General features: G+C 67.1%; 24 protein-coding genes. All 24 read left to right on the top strand.

Annotated features, from left to right (window positions below; all coding sequences use genetic code 11):
* The first annotated feature begins 77 nt into the window (after positions 1-77).
* The 24 genes from G9V96_RS07175 to G9V96_RS07055 all read left to right on the top strand — a co-directional run bounded on the left by G9V96_RS07175 (position 78) and on the right by G9V96_RS07055 (position 21,668).
* Positions 78-440 carry a flagellar basal body rod protein FlgB gene (locus G9V96_RS07175; protein ID WP_168582422.1) on the top strand — a complete coding sequence of 121 codons (363 nt, stop codon included), beginning with the start codon at positions 78-80 and terminating at the stop codon, positions 438-440.
* Positions 441-445: 5 nt separating this feature from the next.
* Positions 446-844 carry a flagellar basal body rod protein FlgC gene (locus G9V96_RS07170; RefSeq protein WP_168582421.1) on the top strand — a complete coding sequence of 133 codons (399 nt, stop codon included), beginning with the start codon at positions 446-448 and terminating at the stop codon, positions 842-844.
* Positions 841-1,377 carry a flagellar hook-basal body complex protein FliE gene (locus tag G9V96_RS07165; protein ID WP_226913566.1) on the top strand — a complete coding sequence of 179 codons (537 nt, stop codon included), beginning with the start codon at positions 841-843 and terminating at the stop codon, positions 1,375-1,377. Before G9V96_RS07170 ends, G9V96_RS07165 begins: the two co-directional genes overlap by 4 nt.
* Entirely contained in the window at positions 1,374-3,014 is a 1,641-nt protein-coding gene (gene fliF, locus G9V96_RS07160; protein WP_168582420.1) for a flagellar basal-body MS-ring/collar protein FliF, read from the top strand. The genes G9V96_RS07165 and fliF overlap by 4 nt, the downstream gene beginning before the upstream one ends.
* Positions 3,015-3,017: 3 nt before the next feature.
* Positions 3,018-4,034: a flagellar motor switch protein FliG gene (gene fliG, locus G9V96_RS07155; protein ID WP_168582419.1), complete on the top strand. Its 1,017-nt coding sequence runs from the start codon at positions 3,018-3,020 to the stop codon at positions 4,032-4,034.
* On the top strand, positions 4,018-4,776 hold the full coding sequence (locus G9V96_RS07150) for a FliH/SctL family protein (protein ID WP_168582418.1): 759 nt from the start codon (positions 4,018-4,020) through the stop codon (positions 4,774-4,776). Before fliG ends, G9V96_RS07150 begins: the two co-directional genes overlap by 17 nt.
* A 17-nt stretch (positions 4,777-4,793) precedes the next feature.
* The gene (locus G9V96_RS07145; protein ID WP_168583892.1) at positions 4,794-6,071 is read left to right on the top strand and encodes a FliI/YscN family ATPase; all 1,278 of its coding nucleotides are present in this window, start codon (positions 4,794-4,796) and stop codon (positions 6,069-6,071) included.
* On the top strand, positions 6,071-6,502 hold the full coding sequence (locus tag G9V96_RS07140) for a hypothetical protein (protein ID WP_168582417.1): 432 nt from the start codon (positions 6,071-6,073) through the stop codon (positions 6,500-6,502). Before G9V96_RS07145 ends, G9V96_RS07140 begins: the two co-directional genes overlap by 1 nt.
* Positions 6,499-8,004: a transglycosylase SLT domain-containing protein gene (locus G9V96_RS14965; RefSeq protein WP_210424482.1), complete on the top strand. Its 1,506-nt coding sequence runs from the start codon at positions 6,499-6,501 to the stop codon at positions 8,002-8,004. The genes G9V96_RS07140 and G9V96_RS14965 overlap by 4 nt, the downstream gene beginning before the upstream one ends.
* The gene (locus tag G9V96_RS07125; RefSeq protein WP_168582416.1) at positions 8,001-10,280 is read left to right on the top strand and encodes a flagellar hook-length control protein FliK; all 2,280 of its coding nucleotides are present in this window, start codon (positions 8,001-8,003) and stop codon (positions 10,278-10,280) included. Before G9V96_RS14965 ends, G9V96_RS07125 begins: the two co-directional genes overlap by 4 nt.
* A 9-nt stretch (positions 10,281-10,289) precedes the next feature.
* Positions 10,290-11,105, top strand: coding sequence for a flagellar hook capping FlgD N-terminal domain-containing protein (locus G9V96_RS07120; protein ID WP_168582415.1), 816 nt, complete (start codon positions 10,290-10,292; stop codon positions 11,103-11,105).
* A 39-nt stretch (positions 11,106-11,144) separates the two neighbouring features.
* Positions 11,145-11,969 carry a flagellar hook-basal body complex protein gene (locus G9V96_RS07115; protein ID WP_168582414.1) on the top strand — a complete coding sequence of 275 codons (825 nt, stop codon included), beginning with the start codon at positions 11,145-11,147 and terminating at the stop codon, positions 11,967-11,969.
* A 146-nt stretch (positions 11,970-12,115) separates the two neighbouring features.
* Entirely contained in the window at positions 12,116-12,916 is an 801-nt protein-coding gene (locus tag G9V96_RS07110) for a flagellar hook-basal body protein (RefSeq protein WP_168582413.1), read from the top strand.
* A gap of 271 nt (positions 12,917-13,187) precedes the next feature.
* Entirely contained in the window at positions 13,188-13,439 is a 252-nt protein-coding gene (locus G9V96_RS07105; RefSeq protein WP_168582412.1) for a flagellar FlbD family protein, read from the top strand.
* 1 nt (position 13,440) lies between these two features.
* On the top strand, positions 13,441-14,223 hold the full coding sequence (locus G9V96_RS07100; RefSeq protein WP_168582411.1) for a motility protein A: 783 nt from the start codon (positions 13,441-13,443) through the stop codon (positions 14,221-14,223).
* Positions 14,223-15,140, top strand: coding sequence for an OmpA/MotB family protein (locus G9V96_RS07095; protein WP_168582410.1), 918 nt, complete (start codon positions 14,223-14,225; stop codon positions 15,138-15,140). Before G9V96_RS07100 ends, G9V96_RS07095 begins: the two co-directional genes overlap by 1 nt.
* A gap of 22 nt (positions 15,141-15,162) precedes the next feature.
* Positions 15,163-15,639: a flagellar basal body-associated FliL family protein gene (locus G9V96_RS07090; protein WP_168582409.1), complete on the top strand. Its 477-nt coding sequence runs from the start codon at positions 15,163-15,165 to the stop codon at positions 15,637-15,639.
* Between the two features lie 338 nt (positions 15,640-15,977).
* On the top strand, positions 15,978-16,847 hold the full coding sequence (gene fliM / locus G9V96_RS07085; protein WP_168582408.1) for a flagellar motor switch protein FliM: 870 nt from the start codon (positions 15,978-15,980) through the stop codon (positions 16,845-16,847).
* A gap of 28 nt (positions 16,848-16,875) precedes the next feature.
* Positions 16,876-18,075: a flagellar motor switch protein FliN gene (gene fliN / locus G9V96_RS07080; protein ID WP_168582407.1), complete on the top strand. Its 1,200-nt coding sequence runs from the start codon at positions 16,876-16,878 to the stop codon at positions 18,073-18,075.
* Positions 18,072-18,473: a flagellar biosynthetic protein FliO gene (locus G9V96_RS07075; protein ID WP_168582406.1), complete on the top strand. Its 402-nt coding sequence runs from the start codon at positions 18,072-18,074 to the stop codon at positions 18,471-18,473. The genes fliN and G9V96_RS07075 overlap by 4 nt, the downstream gene beginning before the upstream one ends.
* Positions 18,474-18,558: 85 nt before the next feature.
* Positions 18,559-19,398 (top strand): flagellar type III secretion system pore protein FliP, encoded by an 840-nt coding sequence (fliP, locus tag G9V96_RS15120; RefSeq protein WP_168583890.1) that lies wholly within the window; start codon positions 18,559-18,561, stop codon positions 19,396-19,398.
* Between the two features lies 1 nt (position 19,399).
* Positions 19,400-19,672, top strand: coding sequence for a flagellar biosynthesis protein FliQ (gene fliQ, locus G9V96_RS07065; RefSeq protein WP_168582405.1), 273 nt, complete (start codon positions 19,400-19,402; stop codon positions 19,670-19,672).
* A gap of 7 nt (positions 19,673-19,679) precedes the next feature.
* The gene (locus G9V96_RS07060) at positions 19,680-20,450 is read left to right on the top strand and encodes a flagellar biosynthetic protein FliR (protein ID WP_168582404.1); all 771 of its coding nucleotides are present in this window, start codon (positions 19,680-19,682) and stop codon (positions 20,448-20,450) included.
* A gap of 3 nt (positions 20,451-20,453) precedes the next feature.
* On the top strand, positions 20,454-21,668 hold the full coding sequence (locus G9V96_RS07055) for an EscU/YscU/HrcU family type III secretion system export apparatus switch protein (protein ID WP_168582403.1): 1,215 nt from the start codon (positions 20,454-20,456) through the stop codon (positions 21,666-21,668).
* Positions 21,669-21,758: the final 90 nt, after the last annotated feature.

Here is a 21,758-nt window from a genome sequence, read left to right as displayed (position 1 = left end):
CGACATGGAGAACAGGCCACCTCCGGCGACGGCTGCCACCGTCGCTCTCACCCCGCCCCCAAGAGGGAGACATCCTCATGCCGGATCTCATCGGTGACGTCACGATGCGAGCCTTGTCGCAAGCCCTGACCGGGCTCTCGATGCGGCAACGCACCATCGCCGACAACATGGCCAACGTCGACACGCCTGGGTTCCTCGCGGGCAAAGTCGACTTCGAGAGTTCGCTGAAGTCCGCGCTGGCCGACGGCATCGACCCGCGCACCGCGAACCTGGCCACCGCCCGCTCCCTGGAGCCGACGCGCACCAACGGCAGCAACGTCAACCTTGACGAAGAGTCCGTGGCCGGGCACGAAACGGTGCTGGCCACGCAGTTGGCGTCGTTGGCGATGACGAACAAGTTCAAGAGCCTGCGCACCGCAATCACCGGATCTGGGGCCTGATCGCGATGAGCATCTTCGACGCCATGAACATCTCCTCATCGGGGCTGACGACCAACCGCAAGTGGCTCGACGCGGTCAGCGACAACATCACCAACATGAACAACGTCAGCCGCACCGACGAGGCCGCCTTCCAGGCCCGCTACGTCGTGGCTCGCGCCGCCGACTACGGCAAACCGGCCGGCGCCTACGTCGCCGGGAACGTGTGGGGTAACCCTGAGGGCCGCGTGATCGACATGCCTGACCACCCCTTGGCTGACGCGCGCGGGCAGGTGCGCGTCCCCGACATCAACATGGGCGATCAGATGGCCCAAATGATGATGGCGCAGCGCGCCTACCAGTCGAACCTCGCCGTCGTGGAACGCGCGAAGGCCACCTACGAAGCAGCGATCGGAATCGGTAAGTGAGCATCGCACCCATCCCCGGCATGCCGAACTTCGGAGTCACCCCCGGCTTCGGCATCAACCCCGCCTATGGGGTCTCCGCCACTCCGCCGCGCACGCCGGTCGACCTCGGTGAGGCCGCCAGCAACGGGGCGACCTTCGGGCAGATCCTCGCCCAGCAGATCGCGGCCGCCAGCGGCGCCGCCGCCCCTGCGAACAACCCGGGAGCTGCCCAGAGTGCGTTCGGAGTCGCCCCGGTCGGTGCAGCCACTCCCGGCGTAGCCACCCAGAACGGGGTCTTCGCCGAGCAGGGGGGCCGATCCGCAGCGGGCTTCGACAGCTCCTTCGGTTCCGCGATCGCCGGCAAATTGGGCGACCTGGCCGCCATGAACGCGCGCAGCGACCAGCTCGCCGTCAAGGCCGTGACCGGAGACTTGAAGGACATTCACGAGTACACCATTGCGGCCAACGAGGCGGCCCTGGCCACCCAGCTAGCGGTGTCCGTGCGTGACAAGGCCGTCGGCGCCTTCAACGACATCATCCGGATGCAACTGTGAACAACAAGGTCAAGTCCTTCGTCACCAAGACCAAGTCCTCGTTCAGCGGGTTCACCGCCGGGCAGCGTGCCGTCACGATCATCGCGATCATCGTCGCGATCATCGGCGGCATCGTCTTCGTCCAGTGGGCCAGCCGCCCCACCATGGCGCCGCTGTTCACGAACCTGTCCAGCTCCGACGCCGGTGCCATCACCGCCAAGCTCACCGAGCGCGGCACCCAGTACGAACTCGCCGACGCCGGCTCCACGGTGTTGGTTCCGCGCCCCGAGGTCGACCAGGCCCGTATCGACCTGGCCGGGGAGGGGCTGCCAGCCGGCAGCAAAGACAGCCAGGGCTACAACCTGCTCGACAACGAAGGCATCGCCTCCTCGGATTTCCAGCAGAAGATGACGGCCAAGCGCGCCACCGAGGGTGAGCTGAAGAAGGCCATCGAGAAGATGGATCCCATCCAGGAGGCCACGGTGCAGCTCGCGCTGCCCGAGGAAGAGGTCTTCACCGCCGAGCAGGCGCCCACGACCGCGTCGGTGCTGGTGGCGACCAAACCCAGCCAGAGCGTCAGCGCCGGGCAGGTCGAAGCCATCGTTCACCTGGTCAGCTCCTCGGTCCCCAAGCTGGCCGCCAACCAGGTGACCGTCACCGACAACACCGGCAAGTTGCTGTCGGCCTCGGGTATGGCCGGTGCCGCCAGCAGCGTCAACGACGCCCGCGTGGCGCAGGCGCAGACGATCTCCGCCGCCGCCAGCCAGAAGATCCAGGCCATGCTCGACAAGGCGGTAGGCGTGGGTAACTCCACCGTCACCGTGCAGGCCGACCTGAACTTCGACAACACCCAGGTCAAGACCAACGAGTACATCCCCGCCCAGCAGGGTGCGGTGCCGGTGCAGGAGGACTCCTCGAACGAGACGCTCAAGGGCTCCGGGCAGACTCCCGTCGGTGGCGTCCTGGGACCGGACAACATCACCGTCCCCAACGCCAACTCCGGCCAGAGCAACCAGGACTACGAGAAGGCGACGACGCGGGTGACCAACCCCGTCGGCACCCGCCAGACCGTCACCGAACAGGCGCCCGGCCGTCTGCAGCGCCTCAACGTGGCCGTCATGCTCGACGCCACCAAAGCGCGAGCTGTGACCGAGGCCCAGGTGCAGACCATCGTCGCTGCCGCCGCCGGTATCGACACCACCCGTGGGGACGTCATCGCCGTGAGCAAGATCCCCTTCGACCGGGCCGCGGCGCAAGAAGCCGAAGCCAAGGCGAAGGCGCTGGAGGAGCAGAAGAAGCAGGACGAGCTCATCGAACTGGCCAAGAACATCGGCCTGGCCCTGCTGCTGCTGTTGGCCCTGCTCATCGGTTTCCGCAAGAGCCGCAAGACCCAGACCAAGACCATCGAACTCGGTGAACTGCCCTCGATGGGGCAGCCGGAGACGCCTGGTCGCCCGGGCGGGTCGATGGCCGAACTGCCGCCATCGCCGGCGGAGTACGCCCTGGAGGACGACGAACTGCCCGTCCTCGAAGCCATCCCGGTGGACCCGCAGTCAGAGGCTCGCGCCAACGCTCGAGAGGAGATCTCCGCCCTCGTGGAGGAGAGCCCCGACGAGGTGGCCCGGTTGCTGCGCGGTTGGATCTCGGACAGGAAGTAGACCATGACCACCGTCGCAACCCAGCTCTCCGGCCTTCGTAAGGCCGCCATCCTCCTCGTGCAGCTCGGCCGTGACACCTCAGCGACGATCCTGAAGACGCTGCCTGATCATGAGGTCGAGGCGTTGACCGCCGAGATCGCCCGTATTGAGGACATCGACGTCGAGGTCCTCGACGACGTCTTGGAAGAGTTCCGGCAACTGGCGAAAGCCCGCCAGTACTACGTCCAGGGCGGGGTGGGCTTCGCCGAGGAGATCCTCGTCGCCACGATGGGTAAGGAACGCGCCCAGGAGGTCATGGACCGCCTGACGGCCTCTCTGGTGGAGATGCCGTTCGAGTTCCTGCGCCGCGTCGACGCCAAACTGGTGTTGTCCTACCTGCAGGACGAGCACCCGCAGACCATCACCCTGGTGCTGGCCCACATGCAGAGCGAGCAGGCCGCGATCATCCTGTCGGGGCTGGCCCCGGACGTGCAGGCCGAGGTCGCCCACCGGCTGGCCATCATGGACCGCACCGCGCCTGAGATCGTCAAGCAGGTCGAAGCGCACCTGGAACGGCGTCTGTCCACCCTGGTGCAGGCCTCGGACTCCACCAAGGTCGGCGGTGTGAAACCGCTGGTCGACATCATCAACCAGTCCGACCGCACCACCGAACGGCTCATCCTGGAGGGCTTGGAAAAGCGAGATCTCGAACTGGCCGAAGAGGTCCGGGCGCACATGTTCATGTTCGAGGACATCGTCGGCCTGGAAGACCGTGCCGTTCAGGTCGTGCTGCGCAAGGTCGAATCCAAGGACCTGGCGGTGGCGCTCAAGGGCGTCCGGGAGGATGTGCGCGAGAAGATCACCCGCAACATGTCTGAGCGGGCTGCGCTGTCGCTGGCAGACGAGATCAGCATCTTGGGCCCGGTGCGCCTTAAGCAGGTCGAGGAGTCCCAGGCTGTCGTCATCCGTCAGATCCGCACCTTGGAAGAGGCCGGCGAAATCGTCGTGTCGCGCGGTGGTGGCGATGAATTCGTCGCGTGAGCGCGAGCGCGGGCGGGGGCACACCTCGATCCGCCCCGGCTACGTCATCCGTCGAGACGACACCTTCACCCACGAGGGGTTGCGGGCGGCACGTCTGAACGCCGACCTGGCGTCCACCGAGTACGTGGCGCCCGGCGTGGCCGATCCGCGACTGGTCGACCCCTACCTGGCCGAACTCGTCGAAGCGGCCCGGGAGGAAGCACGCAAAGCCGGCTACGCGCAGGGTCGCGCTGAAGGGTTCGAAGCTGGGCGCCAAGAGGGGCTGGACCTGCTCGCGGCGCAACAGCGCGAACTCGTGGAACAGGACGCGGCCGAACGGGCAGCCCGCAAGGAGCGCCTCATTCACTTGTTGACCTCGGTGGAGGACGCGATCGCGGTCGCCTTGGATTATCAAGCGCCCGCGATGGAGGAACTGCGTGACCTGGTGGCCACCGTCGGGGTGGAGGTCGCTGAGGAACTCGTCGGGCACCACCTACAGGTGCGCGACTGCGCCGCCCGCGATGCGGTGATGCGGGCGTTGCAGCAGGTCCCGCGCCGGGCCAGCGTGACGCTGCGCCTGCACCCGGACGACCTGGCCTATGTCGAGGAGATCAGCGGACAGGTGACGGACTGGACCGTGGCCCGGGTGCTGGCCGACTCCTCGCTCTCACCTGGCGACGCCGTGGCCGAAGCCGACAACCTCGAGGTCGATGCGACGTTGAACGGTGCCATCGAGCGGGTACGTGCGGTGTTGAACCAGTGAGGGCCGTCCTGGAACAGATGAAGCTGGCCGCCAAACCTTCCTCCAGCGGCAAGGTGGTCAGCGCCGTCGGTCTCTCGATCGAGATCGCCGGTCTGCAGCTTGGGGTGGGTGAAGCCGTGCGGATCATCGGCGACAACGGCCCGATCATGGCCGAAGTCGTCGCGCTGCATGACGGTTACGCGTCCTGCATGCCCGTGTCCGACCTGCGCGGGGTCCGCGCCGGGAACCCCGTCCTGGCCACCGGTGCCCCGCTGCAGGTTCCGGTGGGGATGGGGCTGTTGGGGCGGGTCGTCGACGCGTTGGGGCGCCCGATCGATGGCGGGCCGCCGCTGAACAACGTCACCCTGACCGGCACCGACGGTATCCCGCCCGCCGCGATGGAACGCGATCGCATTTCTACTCCGATGCCGTTGGGGGTGCGGGCCATCGACACGATGATCCCGTGCGGCCGCGGTCAACGGTTGGGCATCTTCGCCGGCTCCGGTGTGGGTAAGTCCAGCTTGTTGTCGATGATCGTGCGTGGCACCGAAGCCCCGATCTCGGTGTTGGCGCTGGTTGGTGAACGTGGCCGTGAGGTCCGCGAATTCGTCGAAGGTGACCTCGGCCCGGAGGGGCTGAAGCGCTCGGTCGTCGTCGTGGCCACCTCCGATGAACCATCGCTGGTGCGTCTGCGGGCGGCGTTCACCGCCACCCGGATCGCCGAATGGTTCCGCGACCAAGGAACCGACGTCGTGCTGTGTATGGACTCGGTGACCCGGGTGGCGATGGCCCAGCGCGAGGTGGGCCTGGCCGCCGGTGAACCGCCGGCCACGCGCGGTTACCCGCCGAGCGTCTTCGGCCTCATGCCGCGACTGCTCGAACGCGCCGGCATGGCCAAGACCGGCTCCATCACCGGGCTGTACACGGTGCTCGTCGACGGTGACGACCTGAACGACCCGATCGCTGACAATGTCCGTTCCATCCTGGACGGGCACATCGTGCTGTCGCGAAAGCTCGCCACCGCAGGGCATTTCCCCGCCATCGACGTGTTGGAGTCCATCTCCCGTACCACCAAGGCGATCACCACCCGCGACCAGCGCGCCGACGCCACCCTCATCCGGGGCCTGATGGCCGCCCGCCGCGACGCTAAAGACCTCATCGACATCGGGGCCTACGTCAAGGGCAGCAACCCTCAGGTCGACCGCGCTCTGGAGCAGTCGCCGCAGATCGATGAGTTCCTCAAGCAAGACATGGAGGACCTCACCCCTGCAGATCAGAGCTGGGAAGCGTTGCACCAGATCGCGCAGAGTGGCTGATGGCCAAGTTCATCACCCCCTACGACACCCTGTTGCGTGTCCGCCGAATCGAGGAGGACAAGGCCAAGGCCGCGCTCGCGGAGGCCAACGCCGCCCAGCGGGCCGCGCAAACGGTGCTCAGCACTCGCGTGCAGGAGTACCCCAAGGTCGTCCGGCCGCCAGATGCTGAGACAGACCTGTCGGGATTCCAACGCCACCACGCCGTGGCCCAGGCGGCAGCTTCCTCGGTGACCCTGGCCCGGCAGTGCCTCGAAGACGCCCAGGAGACAACGGTGCAGGCCAGAGGGGATGTGCGGACGGCATCGATGCGCACCCAAGGGCTGGAGCGGTTGGTCGAGCGAGCCCGTGAGGAGCGGTTCGCGGAAATGCTCACCGTCGACCAGCGGGCAGCCGAAGAGAGTGCGACAAGACGAAAGAAGGGACGTCGATGAGCGTGGATGTTAGTGGGATCGCCGGCGCGCAAGCACGCGTCGCGCAGATCCAATCGCTCTTCGGCACCCCTGCGGCCGCTACTGCCACGGCGGCCGCAGGACCGAAAGACACGTCCTCCCCCTCCTCTTTCGGCGCAGCGATGGACCGGGCGCAGTCCGAAGCCAGCGCGAAGCACCCCAAGGCGGCGGCCTCCCGCGCGCCGGTGGCTTCCGCTTTCGAGCAGAAGATCCCGGCAGCAGCACCGGTGAGTACGCCCCCGGCGCCCTCGCAGGCAGTTGCAAGTCCGACTGCCTCCGACGGGGGCGCCAACGCCGGCGTCGATGGGGTGTTGGCCACCGCGAAGAAGTACCTGGGTATCCCGTACAAGTGGGGCGGCACGAACCCCTCCGTCGGTCTGGACTGTTCGGGGTTCGTCCAATTGGTGATGAAGCAGCACGGGATCTCCCTGCCGCGGGTCGCCCGGGATCAGGCCCGGGCCGGCGCCAAGGTCGACTCCATCGCCCAGGCCCGCCCCGGTGATCTGGTCGCCTTCGGCAGCCCGGTGCACCACATCGGGATCTATGTCGGGGACGGCAAGATGATCCACGCCCCCCGCACCGGCGACGTCGTCAAAATCAGCAAGATCCACAAGAACCTCACCGCGATCCGGCGGGTGCTGCCCGATGCGGCGGCAGCCGAGGCGCTTACCGGGACTGCCAAGGACGCGGCAGCGACCCGCACCGTTCAGTCCGCGGCCAAGGTCGCCAACCTGGCCCAAGCCCTGTCCGCCTCGGTGGCCGACACCGCCACGCCTAACCCGGCCGGTGGCCCCACCGACCCCGCTGCGCAAACCTCGACGATGACCCTGGCCTCGGCGCTGCGTTCGGCGGCTTTGTCGCCGGCGGTGAGCACCGGGGACGGCGCCCCCGCTCCGGACACCTGGGACGCCGCGGTGGCCAGCGCCATCGCGCACATGCCGGATGCAGCCGGGGGTCTGGGCGGTTTGGGCGAAGCTGGCAGCCCCAGCCCCAGCCCCAGCCCCAGCCCCAGCATCGCTGCGGCCGTGGCCGGCGTCGGCCCGGTCTCGGCCCCGAGCCCGGCAACCACCTTGACCGGCGGGTCGGCGTTGGCGGCCGCCCCCGAGCGGTACCGGGAACTGTTCGTGGCGGCTGAACGCAAGTACGGCGTCCCGGCCAACCTGTTGGCGGCTGTGGCCAAGCAGGAGAGCAACTTCAAAGCCACCGCCGTCAGCCACGCTGGGGCGCGCGGCCTCATGCAGTTGATGCCGGGGACGGCGCGCGGGCTCGGGGTCACCGATGCCTTCAACCCGGCCCAGGCCGTTGACGGCGCGGCGCGTCTGCTGCGCTCCCACCTGCGTTCCTTCGGTTCGACCGAGCTCGCATTGGCGGCCTACAACGCCGGGGCCGGTGCGGTACGCAAGTACGACGGGGTGCCGCCTTACCGCGAGACCCAGAACTACGTCCGCAGGATCATGGCGAACATCTCAGGGAGCGCGGCATGAGCGAGATCATCACCTCAATCAAGAGGGTCGCCGCAGGATTGTCCTCGCGTTCGGCAGCCGCCGAACGGGACTCCGGCGGTGCTCGCTTCGATGACGCCCTGGATGCCGCGCTGGGCAGCAAGCAAGCCGAAGGCGCCCGCGCCAACGCCCGCAACAGTTTCGGCCCCATAGTCAAGGACAACGCCAACCCCCCGCGCAGTGAGCACGCAGCTGCGGGCGGACAGGCGGCTGGCGAAAGCGCCGGTGGGGCATCGCACGAGGTTTCGTCGGCGGGCAGCCTGGCGGGGGAGCGCGCGAGTTACTACGCCCAGGTGTTGCCCGCTGGGTGCAGCGTGCTGACTCCGGCGGCCCTGCGTGAGGCCGCGCTCGCTACGCAGGCCGTCGCGCTCGACGCCGCCGAGACCCTGGACAGCGTCGCGGCGAGCTTCCCCGTTTCCAACGGCAACGCTGCGGACGCCGCTGCGGCCCAGGGGGCAACATCGACTCCAGGCGGGGTCGAGGCGCTGTTCGCAGTGCCGAGCACGGTAGACATCTCCTTCGGCACGCCGGCGAACACGGCACAGACCGGCGCCGCAGTCGCCGGGTCGGCTGAAGCTGCCCAGGTAGCCGGCGCCGTAACCAGCGGCGCGCAAGCTGCGTCGTTATCCACCGGTGCGGGGCCGGTGACTGCCGCTGCGGCTACACCTGCCGCTAACGCAGTGGCCGCCGAGATGCTTGCCGCTGCCAACAAGCCCAACGCGGACTCCGCGCCCCATGCCGCCGCTGGCGGCCCTGCCACCGGCGCACCCACCGGGCTCGGTCCCGAGATCCCCCTTGCCACGGAGCTGGAAACGGCCCAGGCAGCAACACGATTGGCCGGAGACGGGGTCCCGGCTCAGGCTGGCGCCGCCAGCCCAGCCAGCCCGGCCAGCCCAACGGCCGCCGCCAGTCCCGCCGCCGCCACCCCGGTGCCAGGTCCCGCCACCCAAACCGGCCAGGGCAGCATGCCGGCCGGCGTACTCGGGGCCACCGCCGCCACCCAGGCGACAACGGCGCACGCCCCGGCTGTGGACAGCAACCTCGCGGCCTCGCGCCCCGAGTTGCCGGTCGCCGCCGCCACGGGCCCAACCCCAGCCGAGGCCCCAGCCGTTGGAGGTGCTGCTGACGTCGCGCGTTCGTCCGCCGGGGTCAGCCCTGCGCCGACGATGACGCCGTCTGCGGCCGTCGCGGCGAGCGCGACGACCGGTCCGATCAGTGCGGTGGGTGCGGCCGCAGTCGGCCCGGCGGCTGAGCGTGCCGTCAGCGCTGCTGCGAGCGGGGTCCCGGCCGCCGCTGTCGAGACTGAGGTCGCCCCTGACCTGGCGCCGGGGCCGCTACCGAGTCCTGGCGCAGCACCCCCAGCGGCGGCAACCGCCGTCGGCGCCGGCCTGCCGACCTTAGCGACGGGTGCCGGTGGTAGTGAGATCCCGGCCCTGAGGGCACCCAGCGCCACGCCCGCCCCGATCGGGACGGGCGAAGACCCGCCCGAGATCGAAACCGATATCGAACCGGCGGTGAGCGTGCCGCAGGTCGGACGCGCCGGGCTAGGCGCACAGAGCCAGGCCAGCACCGCCGACGACCCCGACCCGCAGCGCCGCGACCCGGGTGTTGCAGCGATGGCGTCGCCGGAGGCTGCACCGCTTGAACGAGCAGGTTTCGAGCTGCCCCGCGCAACCGGTGACAGCCCAACCGCGCAGAGCCAGGCCGCCCAGAGCCAAGCCGGGCAGAACACGCCCGTCAGTGGGGCCGAGCGGGTAGCCACCCAGGCAACCTTCGCGCCGGTTGCCGCGCCGGCACCCCTACCGGGTGCTCCCGCGCACGCGGCGCTACCGCCGCATTCGCAGGTCATGCAGGCCGTGGGTCCGCTTTTGCGCGGCGCCGACGGCAGCTACCAGATTGCGCTGCACCTGGATCCGGCTGGACTGGGTCGGGTGCGCGTGCAGGTGGAGATGCGCGGCGGCGAGGTCTCGATCCACATGCTCGCCGCCGAGGGCGGCGCCCGGGACATGCTCCGGGACAACCTTGACCAACTGCGCCAGCAGCTCTCCGAGATGGGCCTGAAGTCCGGCTCGCTCGACGTCGATGCCGGTGGCGCGGACGGGCAGAACCCGTGGGAGAGCTTCGAAGCCCCGACCGAGGACGAGCGCCGCGGCGCGGCAGCCGACACCGGCTTCGACGCGGGCGAGCTTGTCGAGACCACCGAACAGGCGATTCAGCACGGCCCGTCCGATGACGGCGCCCTTGACGTTCGCATCTGAGGAGAGACCATGACCGTGCAACCCACGGGCCCGGCCCCAGCCGGCGCCACGACGGGCACCACCAGCCCGCAATACGTCACCATCAAACAGCCCGACGGCAGCTCCTATCGGATCCCGATGGCCAAAGCCACCTGGGACCCGGCGACCGGTACCTGGGCATCCGCCGCGCCACCGGAGGCCAACGAGCTGGCCAAGACGATCAACCGCAAACACGGTCAGGCGCTGGACGCCGACGACTTCATGAAGCTCCTCGTGGCGCAGATGCGCTACCAAGATCCTTCCAAGCCGGCCGACACCACCGCGATGATGCAGCAGACCGCCTCTATGGCGATGCTGGAGCGCGTCAACGAGATGACGACCTCTGCAGAGTCGATGGCCAAAGCCGCAGAGAAGTTGACGGCCAGCAACAACGACCTCATGGCTTACTACGCCACTCAACGCGTCGAGCAGCGAATGTCGGCTGCTGTCGGCCTGATCGGGGCGAACATCTCTTTCGCCAACCCGGCCGATGCGAGTCAGACGCTCGATGGAGTCGTGGAAACAGTCAAGTTCGACGAGTCCGGGCCGATTCTCATCGTGGGTGGCACGAGCGTGCCGCTCGGTTCGGTGAAGTCGGTCAAGGCGCCTGCCAGCGCCCCCGCACCAGCACCGGCGCCTGCACCTACGGAGCCGGGTCCGGCTACCGGCACCACACCTGCTCCTGCACCGACAACCCCCGCCCCGGCTCCCTCCGCCGGCGATACGGACACCTCCGGCTCCACAGCCGGAGCCCCTGCCACGGATGGCACTGCCACTGGAACCGGCACGACCGGCCCCACCGCCTGATACCTCGAACCCCCTGCGTTCGAGAAGGAGGACTTTTTCATGATCCGCTCTATGTGGTCGGCCGTCTCCGGTCTTCGCAACCACCAGATCTACCTTGACGTCACCGGTAACAACATCGCCAACGTAAACACCCACGGCTACAAATACACCCGGGCAGTCTTCGAGGACAGCCTCTCCCAGGTCGTCCGCAACGCCTCCGGACCCAACGCAGACAACGGCGTCGGCGGTATGAACCCCGCCCAGGTCGGCCTGGGTGTGCGCCTCGGGCAGATCACCGGCAACTTCACCCAGGGCGGGCTGCAGGTCACCAACGTGCCCACCGACCTGGCGATCCAAGGTGACGGCTTCTTCGTCATCGACAAGGGTGGCGAGAAGTTCTATACCCGTAACGGCGCTTTCAGCCTCGACGCGGACGGCTACCTGGTCACCGGTGACGGTAGCTACGTGATGGGTGGTGCCAGCGGCCAGAACAAGATCCAGATTTCCGCCGAGCAATGGCAGTCCTTCCAGATCGCACCGAACGGTGTCATCAGTGGTGTCGCAGTCGGGGACACCACCGGAACCCTGACGCAGATCGGCGAGCCACTCATCCTGGCGAAGTTCAACAACCCGCAGGGCCTGGACCGCGTCGGCGGCACGATGTTCCGCCAGACGCTGAACTCCGGCGAGCCGGTTCTGGCCCAGCCCAACGACAAGGACAACGGCATGGGCTTCGTCACCGCCGGCACGTTGGAGTTGTCCAACGTCGATCTGGCTGGCGAGTTCACCAACCTCATCATGGCTCAGCGTGGTTTCCAAGCGAACTCCAAGGTCATCACGGCCTCCGATGAGGTCTTGCAGGACCTCATCAACATGAAGCGCTGAGCCGTAGCGCTGCTGCGCTTGGGTGAGCGCGTGCGTCGGTGGCTACACCGGCGCCGAAGCTTCCCGCGCCTTGACCGGCACCTCGCCCCACCATCGCGGCGGGGTGCCGGTCCCGCGTTGTTCCTGCCACCTGAGGGAGATCCCCCATGTTCCGCGCTGCGGACTCTGCGATCCACGGATTGCGCCAGCACCAGACCTACATCGACGTCACCGCCAACAACATCGCCAACGTCAACTCCGACGGCTTCAAGGCGTCCCGCTCGATGTTCGAGGACACCCTGTCCCAGGTGGCTCGCGGGCACGACATCACCCCGATGCCGCAACCGAACGGCGCCGTCAACCCGGCGATGCTCGGTTTGGGTGTGTCCCTGCGCGGGATCGAGGGGGAGTTCCACCAGGGCGCCTTCAAAATGACCAACCAGGTCACCGACCTGGCCATCGGCGGCGAAGGCTACTTCGTCCTGCAGGGCCAGAACGGCCCCGTCTACACCCGTAACGGGGCGTTCACGCTCTCGGCTGACGGTGTGCTGCGTGCCGGCGACGGCAAAGCAGTGCTGGGCAGCGACAACCAGCCGGTGCGGGTTCCGCCCGGAGTCAGCGGCCCCCCGACCTTGGGCATCAACCAACGCGGCGAGCTTGTGATGAGCAACGGCAGCGGTTCCCGGGTGCTGGGCACGATCAAACTCGCCCGGTTCGAGAACCAAGCCGGCCTGCTGCGCGTCGGCAACACCGAATTCCAGGCCACGACGGCCTCCGGTGCCGCCCAGGAAGGCCAGGCGGGCCGTAACGGGCTCGGACAGCTCTTCTCCGGCGTCGTGGAGACGAGCAATGTCGACATGGGTAAAGAACTTTCGAACCTCATCATGGCGCAGCGCGGATTCCAGGCCAGCTCCAAACTATTGATGACGATGGACGAACTCACCGAATCGGTTAACCAGGTTCGTTGATCTGCCCCTATTCCACGCGACGGCCCATCCGGGTTCGGTGCCAACTATGCAAATGGCCCCAGCCCGGGTGGGCTCGTTGCTTTTTCACGACTTCTGAGTCGCTGCGGCGAGCCCCGAAAAGGCTGCCACACAGACACATCAGGGCAGGTCAGCCCCTAGCCCGGGCTTCACTCGGGCGCCATGCGGTCGATAGGAGTTCGCAGGCCGAGGAACGGCCGAGGAACGGCCATGGAGCGGCCGGACTGCCACCCCCGCCACGGATGGGAAATTGATGATCACCGTCACACGCCGCAACGGCACGACGTTCGCGCTGAACCCAGATTTGATAGAGCGCGTTGAGGCGACCCCTGACACCGTGATCACCCTGGTGAGCGGAACTCACTACGTCGTCGCGGAATCTGTCGACTGCATTGTCGAGCAGGTTTGCCGCTTTCGGGCCGCAGTCCTGATCGCCTCGGCACACCCCCAGCCCGAGCCGGTGCCTCCCGTGCGCCTGCACTCCGTATCCAGCCCGGAGAACTGACATGGATCCGTTAACCGCCATGATGGTGGTGCTGGTCTTCGTCGCCGTCATCGTGACGATGCTGATCGAAGGCTCCAGCCCCGCCCACCTGCTGAACATCCCCGCGCTGGTCCTGATCTTCGTCGGCACCTTCGGGGCCGGCGCCGCCGGCCTGATGAAAGCCGACCTGGCCACCGCCCTCAAAGGCGGTAAGAAAGCCTTCACCGGCAAAGCTCCCGACGGTTCCGACCTGGTCGACGTCATCGTCAAGATGGCTGACCGGGCCCGCCGCGAAGGTCTGCTCGCACTGGAAGACATGGCCAAAGAGATCGACGACCCCATGCTCAAAGAGGGCATCCAGATGACCGTCGACGGCACCGACGCCGACGAGATCGCCGAACTGTTGGAGATGCGGATCGACGCCAAGAAAGACGCGGACAAGGTCGCCGTCGGCTTCTTCGAAGCCATGGGCGGTTACGCCCCGACCATCGGCGTCGTCGGCGCCATCATGGGTCTGATCCACGCCCTGGGGAACCTGGAAGACGTCGCTGCCCTCGGGCACATGATCGCCTCCGCGTTCGTGGCCACCCTGTGGGGTGTGCTCATCGCCAACGCCGTGTGGCTGCCGATGTCCACCAAGCTCAAGCGGCTCTCCGGCCTTGAGGTCAAGAACATGGAGATGATCCTCGAAGGGGTCCTGGCGGTACAGGCCGGCACCTCCCCGCGCATGGTGGAGCAGAAGCTTCGTTCCTCCCTGCCGGACAACGGTAAGAAGGCCAAGACCGACGAGGCCAAGGCCGCCTGATGGCCCGCAAGAAGAAGATCCCCGAGGCCGAAGCACACGCCAACCACGAACGTTGGATGCTCAGCTACGCCGACATGCTCACCTTGCTGTTGGCGCTGTTCATCGTCATGTTCGCCATCAGCCAGGTCGACCAGAAGAAGTTCGAGGAGTTCAGTCAAGGCGCGGCGCAGTCCTTCGGCGAAGGCAGCCAAGCCCTCAGCGGCTCCGACGGCATCCTGGAGGGTCAGCCGCCCGCGCCGCCGCCGGACCCGCGTGAATCCAAGGAGGCAGTTCCGGACACAACCGACGACATCCTCGATCGGGACCCGGCCGGGGCCGCCGCGGCGTTGGCTCGGGAGAAGGCCCGCTCCAGCGCGGCCGCCCGGGAGAAGGCCCAGATGGAGAAGGTGCGCCAGCAGATTCAGGCGCAACTGAACGCCAAGGGCCTGAAAGACGCTGTCGAGTTCCAACTGAACGAGCGCGGCCTGGTCGTGAACATCGTCACCGACAAGGTGCTGTTCGACATCGGCATGGCCGACCTGCGACCGGCCGGTGGCGAGGTGTTGGACATCATCGCCCCGACCGTGAAGGGGCTGCCCAACGTGATCACCGTTGAAGGCCACACCGACAACGTGCCGATCTCCGGGCAGTACCGCTCCAACTGGGAACTGTCCACGGCCCGCGCGACCACCGTGCTGCAGCACCTGTTGCGCGCCGGTGTTCCCGCCTCCCGCGTCTCCGCTGCCGGCTATGCCGACCAGCGGCCGCTGACCAGCAACAAGAGCACCGCCGGGCGCGCCCGTAACCGCCGCGTAGCGGTCGTGGTCCTGCCCACCGTCAGCGACACCCCGCCCGGAGCCACCGCCGGCCCGGCAGCTCCTGCCATTGCCGTCCCGACCGGCCCGGCCGCAGGCGTTCCTGCGGCGGCCACCCCCTAAGACCCCTTCCAAGGAGAACGCCATGACTGCTACTGCCGAGGCTGAGGCACCCGCCGCCAAGGGTGGCAAGAAGAAACTCATCATCATCATCGCTGCCGCCGTCGTTGTGACCCTGGTTGCTGCTGCGCTGATCTTCATGACGCTGTTCAAAGGTGATGACGAGGCCAAGGAAGACCCGGCCACCACCTACGGCGCGGTGTACGCGATGGAAGACGACATGACGCTCAACCTGGCGGACGGCTCGTTCTTGAAGACGAGGCTGAGCTTGCAGTTGAGCGAGGCCGCCACCGAAGCCGCCGGCGGTGAGGAGGCGCTGAAGACTTTCGACGTCTCCAAAGCCCGCGACGCCACGATCCTGGTGTTGGGCAAATACACCAAGGAAGACCTGCTCGACCCCGCCAAGCGCGAATCCGCTCAGAAGACGCTGAGCAAGGAAGTCTCCGAGCGCTATCACGGCGACGTGTTGAAGGTGTACTTCACCGAGTTCGTCATGCAGTAACCACCCGAGATCCACACCCATTCGCCTCGCACCCGTTCACCGACGTCGAGGGCTGCACTCCCGGGCAGGCGGTCACGTGCCCGCTGCGCCTAGCGCTCAGCAACCGGGAGTACGGCCCTCGGCGTCGTGCCGGGCCGAGCGGCCGGCGCTTCACCCCCACGTTCTGGGGCAACGGCAGCTGCCGGCGCACCGGTCGCGGCAAGGGCGCCGTTGAGGACATGCCCAGCTCGCAGCAGAGGCGAACAGCCAGCAAGGAAGGGCGCATTGATGGTGGTAGCAGGCCGCAAGAGAACCCGGTCGCACTCAGGAACAGTGGTTTTCGGTCGATGTGAGGTCTTGTGAACGCCGAACCGCAGCTCTATGACTTCAGGAGCCCGAGCCGGTTCAGTCGCGAGCAGCTTCGTGCCTTGCAGATGGCCACCGAGACCTTCGCCCGACAGATGGCGACGATCTTGTCGACCACGCTGCGCATCGTCGCCCACGCCAACCTCGAAGACGTCGTGCAAACGACGTATGACGAGTACATCGGGCGGGTGCCGAACCCGTCGCTGCTCGCCATACTGAACTTCGCACCGCTAGAGGGCGATGGGGTTTTTCAGCTCCCCATGGACCTCGTGATGAGTGTCATCGACCGCCTGTTGGGTGGGCCTGGCACCAGCAAACAGCCCAGCCGTGCCCTGTCCGAGATCGAGAGCGGCCTGATCCGCAGCCTCGTCAAACAGATGGTGTGGGAGCTGCGGTACGCCTTCGAGAGCCTGGGTGGGGTCAAGGGCGAAGTGCAGTCGATGGAGTCCGACCCGCAGTTCCTGCAGTTGGCTCCGCCCTCGGACGCGATGATCGTCGCCGAGTTCGAGATCAAGCTCGGCGACCAGACAGCCCGGTCCACGTTGTGCATCCCGGTGGAGACCATCGCTCCGGTGCTGGATTCGGTACACGCCAAACCCGAGATCGAGCTCTCCGGCGCCAAGGCCGAAGCCGCGGAGAGCCTCAAGGAACGCATGCACGAGGTGCCAGTTGAGGTGCGGGTGGCGTTCGCGCCGATCGCGTTGCCCTCGCGGGACATCCTCGATCTCGAGGTGGGCGACGTCCTGCCGCTGCACCACCCCACAAACCAGCCGTTGACCTTGGAGGCCGACGGCATCCCTGTCGCGACCGCCGTCCCCGGTAGCCACGGCAAGCGCCTCGCCTGCCAGATCGTCACGTCATGACCGCACGCCCCCTTGCGAAGGAACGCTGATGCCTACCACGCCAGAGCTCGACGCCGCCCTGCTCGCAGGCGCGGGCGCGCTGCCCGCGCACTTCGCCGAGGCGGACTCGCTCACCGTTGAAGCCCTCGATGCCATTCAGGCCACGACGATGTCGTTGCCCGGTGGCGCCTTCGCTGTGGAGGTGGTGCTGAACAACGCCGGCAACACCGGCGCGGCCGTGCTGGTCATCACCGGCCTGGTCGACCACAAGAGCGGCGAGGTTTTCGACCGCACCGAGGCACGCAACCTGTGGACGACGGCGCTGACCGAGGCCCTGGAGCAGATGCACGAGGGGCTGGGGGATTTCAAGGCCGGCCAGGCCCACATGACCGACCCCTTCGATGTGCTGGAGAACGCCGACGAGGCCGGGGTCGTCGGTGTCTTCCACGAGTCGACGCTGGCGGCGCTGCTGCTGGCGATGCCCGCCGAAGCCACCGGTGAGGGCGCCGCGGCCCAGTTGGCAGCCGCCATCGCCGAAGCCGAGGCCGAGGCCGAGGGCAACAGCGACGAGGCGGAGGCCGAGACCGAGGACGAGGACGAGTCCGGCGAGGATTCCGGGGCCCAGGAGGACCAGAGCTCGGCTGAGGCAGCCGGGTCCGGCCAGGCGGCAGGCGAGAGCTTCCAACCTGCAGCGCCCCAGCAGGGCGACCCGGCCGCCTACGCCCAGTACCAGCAGGGCCTCCCGCCGGGCTACCCGCAGCCGGGTTACCCCCCACAGGGTTACCCGCAGCAGGGGTATCCCCAACAGGGGTACCCCCAGCAGGGATACCCGCCCTACCCGCCGCAGGGACAGCCGCAGAACGCTGCCGAAGCCGCGGCGGCCGCAGCCCAAGCAGCCGCCGCCGCGCAAGCGATGAACCTGCCCGGTATGCCAACCCCGCAACTGCAACCGTTCAACCCCGGAATGGGTTTCACGGTCGACCCGCGCCGCCTGGACCTGCTGCGCGAAGTGGTGATGGGCGTCAGCGTCGAACTCGGCCGGGCGCGCCTGACCGTTCAGGAAATCCTCGGTCTGACCCCGGGCTCCATCGTCGAACTGGACCGGGCCGCCGGGGCCCCGGTGGATGTACTTGTCAACGGCACCCTCATCGCGCACGGCGAGGTCGTCGTTGTCGATGAGGAGTTCGCGGTGCGCATCTCCGAGGTCCTCAGCCCGGACCGCAACGACGACGGGCGGGTCACGGCGTGACCGACGGCTCTGTGGCCGTTTCCTTGCTCCGCGCGGGCGTCTCGCTGGTCATCGTGCTGGGCCTGCTCATCCTGTTCATGCGAATCCTCGCCAGCCGCACCGGCGCCCGGCCATCACGGCCTTCCGCGCAGGTCACGGTGGAGGTGTTGGCCCGTCGGCAGCTAGGGCGCGGCTCATCCGTCCAGGTCGTCAAAGTCAACGAAAAGATCCTCCTCCTGGGAGTGACCGACACCGACGTTCGGGTGCTGACTGAGCTGTCTGCTGCCGATGTGGTGAAGGAAGACCTCAGCGATGCCAAGTCCATCCCGGACTTCAGCGAGGTGCTGCGGCGCCAAGGCGAGGTCGGCAAAGTGATCGCTGCTCTGAGCGAGCGGCAGAAGGGACGCCACCGTGGGTAAGGCGCACAGCTTCCGTCCGGGGCGACGGCTTCGTCGTGCCGCGTGGACGCTGGCCGCCGCCGCCACCCTGGCCACAACCCTGGGCTTGACTGCGCAGGGCACAGTGGCCCAGGCGGCCACGGGCGCTGGGCTGTCGGTGTCGGCTCCTGCCGTTGCCGCACCGGCCGGAGCTTCTGCTGCCGTCGGGGTCCCGGCCAGGCCGCGTCCGCCCGTGCCACCGGCGGCGCCCTCCGGCCCTGCGAGTCCGGACGGTCCCGGAGTGTCGGTGCAGATCGATGGTGAGGGCGCCGGTCGCAGCCAAGCGGTGACGATCATCGTGTTGATGACGGTGCTCTCCGTTGCCCCCGCGCTGCTGCTGCTGATGACCTCGTTCACCAAGATCGTCATCGTCCTGGGCCTGACCCGTCAGGCGATGGGAACCCCGACCATTCCGCCTAACCAGGTGATCGTCGGAATCGCCCTGTTCCTCAGCCTGTTCGTGATGGGCGGGGTCGTCAAAGACGTCAACGACCAAGCGATCCAGCCCTACCTGAGTGGCCGGGTGACGATGACGCAAGCCTTCGACCGTGGTGAAGCGCCGCTGCGCACCTTCATGCTGCGTCAGACCGGACGTCAAGAACTGCAGACGATGATCACCCTGAGCAAGTCCCCGCAGCCGGCCAGACGCGAAGACGTCTCGTTCACCACGCTGCTGCCCGCATTCGTGCTCTCGGAACTGAAGAGCGCGTTCATCATCGGCTTCGTCATCTTCATCCCGTTCCTGGTCATCGACCTGGTCGTGGCCTCGGTGCTGATGTCGATGGGAATGATGATGCTGCCGCCGGTGATGATCTCGCTGCCGTTCAAGATTTTGCTTTTCATCATGGTCGACGGCTGGTCGCTCATCACCACCGCCCTCGTGGCCAGTTACCAGCAGGGGGGATGACATGAGCGACAACGACGTCATGCACATCGCGGTTCAGGCGATGACGCTCGGGGCCAAACTTGCCGGTCCGATCCTCATCATCAGCCTGGTCATCGGGTTCGCCATCTCACTATTGCAATCCGTGACCCAGGTGCAGGAGATGACGTTGACCTTCGTGCCGAAGGTCATCGCCGTCGCCTTGGTGTTGCTGTTCGCCGGGAACTGGATGATGAACGAGGCGGTGACGTTCACCGAGAACCTCTTCAAGTCGCTGCCCACGCTGCTGCGACCGTGAGGTCGCTGTGAGCATCGACGTCGGCCTGACCCCGCTGTTGACCTTCATCTTGGTCTCGGTGCGCATCCTGGCCTTCCTCATCATCGCTCCGCCCTTCAGCAGCAAGTCGGTGCCGCTGAACGTGCGCGCGATGATCGCCTTCGCGGTGGCGCTACCGATCTTCCCGCACCTGGTCGTGGACACCGTCATCACCGGACTGCCGGGCTTCATCGGGGCGATCACCTGGCAGTTGTTGACCGGGCTGACCCTCGGGGTACTTGTGCTGGCGCTGTTCACTGCTGTGCAGGCCGCCGGTGAGTTCGTCGACCTGTTCAGCATGTTGGCGATGGCCACCATGTTGGACCCGGTCTCCAACACCAACTCCTCGATCTTCGGACGGATCTACTACCTCATCGGTACGACCTTGCTGTTCGCCACCGGAGGACATCTGCTGTTGCTGCGCGGACTGCTCACCTCCTTCCAGATCGTGCCGGCCGGTGAGATGAGCCTGGGGCGCCTAGCCCAGGCGATGGGCAGCAACCTGGACCGGCTGGTCATCTCAGCGTTGGAAATCTCCGGGCCGATCGTGGCCGTGCTGTTCCTGACCGACCTGGCTTTGGGTCTGGTCTCCCGCGCGGTGCCGAGCCTGAACATCTTCCAGCTGAGCTTCCCGGTGAAGACCCTGCTGACCGTTTCCCTGGCCACCTTGGCGATCGCGTTCATGCCCGCCGCCATCGACACCGGGCTGTCGCAGATCTTGCGCCAGTTCGGGCCGGTCACCCGAATGCTCGGGGGGTGAGCCGTGGCCGACGACAAGTCCAGCAAAACTGAGAAGGCGACCCCGCAAAAGGCCAAAGAGGCCAAACAAGAAGGCAACGTCGCCAAGACCCAAGACCTCTCGATGTGGCTGACGGTGCTGGCATTCGTCGCATTCGGTCCGATGACCGTGCGCAACCTGTCCAAACTCGTGGACCGCACCCTGCACACCGTCCTGGGCATCATTCACGAACCGGTCCTGTCCTCGGCGACGGCACTGTTCAAACAGACGATGCTGTCGCTGCTGTGGACCATCGGCCCGCTGGTGCTGGCCTGCATGTTCCTGGGCACGCTGGGTCAGCTCATCCAAGGTGGCAACAAGCCGCACCCCAAACGGTTCAAGCCGAAGTGGAAGAAGCTGAACCCCGTCACCGGCTTGAAGAACATGTTCGGGATGCAGGGCGCCTGGAACCTGGTCAAGACGCTCATCAAGTTCGTCGTATTCGGGTTCGTGGCCTACGGCATCGTCTCGGGCACCATCACCGAGATCGCAGGGTCGGGTACCTGGTCGCTGACCTCGGTCATCCAGGTGACGCAGAAGTCGGCGATGCAGATCATCACCCGGATCGCGCTGGTCGGTCTGGTCATCGCGGCCGCGGACTACGGCATGGAACGGCATCGAGTCGGCAAGTCGATGCGGATGAGCAAGGACGAGATCAAGAAGGAGAGTAAGCAGCAGGAAGGTGACCCGATGGTCAAGGGCATGCGGCGCCAGAAGCAGCGCGAGATGGGGCGGCGCCGGATGATGGCGGCGGTGGGGGACTCGACCGTGGTGCTGACCAACCCGGCCCGGATCGCGGTGGCCTTGAAGTATGAGAAAGGTTCGGGCGCGCCGCAGGTGGTGGCCAAGGGCACCGGGTTCCTGGCCAAACGCATCCGGGAGGAAGCCGAAGCCCAGGGCATCCCTCTGGTCGAGGATGTGATCGTGGCGCGAATGCTCTACAAGATGTGCGACATCGACGACTTCATCCCGTTCGAGCTGTACGACACCATCGCTCAGGTCCTCGCCTTCGTCATGCGCATGGGCGGTCTGGGCCGCTCCGCAGGGACCCACCGCTCCCCGCTTCGTCACCCCGGCTTCGACGGACGGAACCTGCCCGAGGACCTCACCGACGAAGCGCTGGGCATCCACGTCGACCCTGTTCACGACGATGTCGAGCCGGGTTCGCCCGCTTCACCCACCGCAGGTCGAGCAGCCTGATCCGCGCGGTATACCCGGCTCCGGTGGTAGTGCGCCACTCTCAGGTTGGGCACCGCTGGGCCGATGGGGAAACGTCAGTCACTCGCCCCG

The organism is Gephyromycinifex aptenodytis (genome assembly GCF_012277275.1).
Classification (GTDB): Bacteria; Actinomycetota; Actinomycetes; order Actinomycetales; family Dermatophilaceae; genus Gephyromycinifex; species Gephyromycinifex aptenodytis.
This window is presented reverse-complemented; position numbering and strand designations above follow the sequence as displayed.

Excerpts from the sequence above, each read along its gene's own strand:
- G9V96_RS07175 (WP_168582422.1), top strand. The coding sequence starts at position 78 with ATGCCGGATCTCATCGGTGACGTCACGATGCGAGCCTTGTCGCAAGCC.
- G9V96_RS07170 (WP_168582421.1), top strand. The coding sequence starts at position 446 with ATGAGCATCTTCGACGCCATGAACATCTCCTCATCGGGGCTGACGACC.
- fliG (WP_168582419.1), top strand. The coding sequence starts at position 3,018 with ATGACCACCGTCGCAACCCAGCTCTCCGGCCTTCGTAAGGCCGCCATC.
- G9V96_RS07150 (WP_168582418.1), top strand. The coding sequence starts at position 4,018 with ATGAATTCGTCGCGTGAGCGCGAGCGCGGGCGGGGGCACACCTCGATC.
- G9V96_RS07145 (WP_168583892.1), top strand. The coding sequence starts at position 4,794 with ATGAAGCTGGCCGCCAAACCTTCCTCCAGCGGCAAGGTGGTCAGCGCC.
- G9V96_RS07140 (WP_168582417.1), top strand. The coding sequence starts at position 6,071 with ATGGCCAAGTTCATCACCCCCTACGACACCCTGTTGCGTGTCCGCCGA.
- G9V96_RS14965 (WP_210424482.1), top strand. The coding sequence starts at position 6,499 with ATGAGCGTGGATGTTAGTGGGATCGCCGGCGCGCAAGCACGCGTCGCG.
- G9V96_RS07125 (WP_168582416.1), top strand. The coding sequence starts at position 8,001 with ATGAGCGAGATCATCACCTCAATCAAGAGGGTCGCCGCAGGATTGTCC.
- G9V96_RS07120 (WP_168582415.1), top strand. The coding sequence starts at position 10,290 with ATGACCGTGCAACCCACGGGCCCGGCCCCAGCCGGCGCCACGACGGGC.
- G9V96_RS07115 (WP_168582414.1), top strand. The coding sequence starts at position 11,145 with ATGATCCGCTCTATGTGGTCGGCCGTCTCCGGTCTTCGCAACCACCAG.
- G9V96_RS07110 (WP_168582413.1), top strand. The coding sequence starts at position 12,116 with ATGTTCCGCGCTGCGGACTCTGCGATCCACGGATTGCGCCAGCACCAG.
- G9V96_RS07105 (WP_168582412.1), top strand. The coding sequence starts at position 13,188 with ATGATCACCGTCACACGCCGCAACGGCACGACGTTCGCGCTGAACCCA.
- G9V96_RS07100 (WP_168582411.1), top strand. The coding sequence starts at position 13,441 with ATGGATCCGTTAACCGCCATGATGGTGGTGCTGGTCTTCGTCGCCGTC.
- G9V96_RS07095 (WP_168582410.1), top strand. The coding sequence starts at position 14,223 with ATGGCCCGCAAGAAGAAGATCCCCGAGGCCGAAGCACACGCCAACCAC.
- G9V96_RS07090 (WP_168582409.1), top strand. The coding sequence starts at position 15,163 with ATGACTGCTACTGCCGAGGCTGAGGCACCCGCCGCCAAGGGTGGCAAG.
- fliN (WP_168582407.1), top strand. The coding sequence starts at position 16,876 with ATGCCTACCACGCCAGAGCTCGACGCCGCCCTGCTCGCAGGCGCGGGC.
- fliQ (WP_168582405.1), top strand. The coding sequence starts at position 19,400 with ATGAGCGACAACGACGTCATGCACATCGCGGTTCAGGCGATGACGCTC.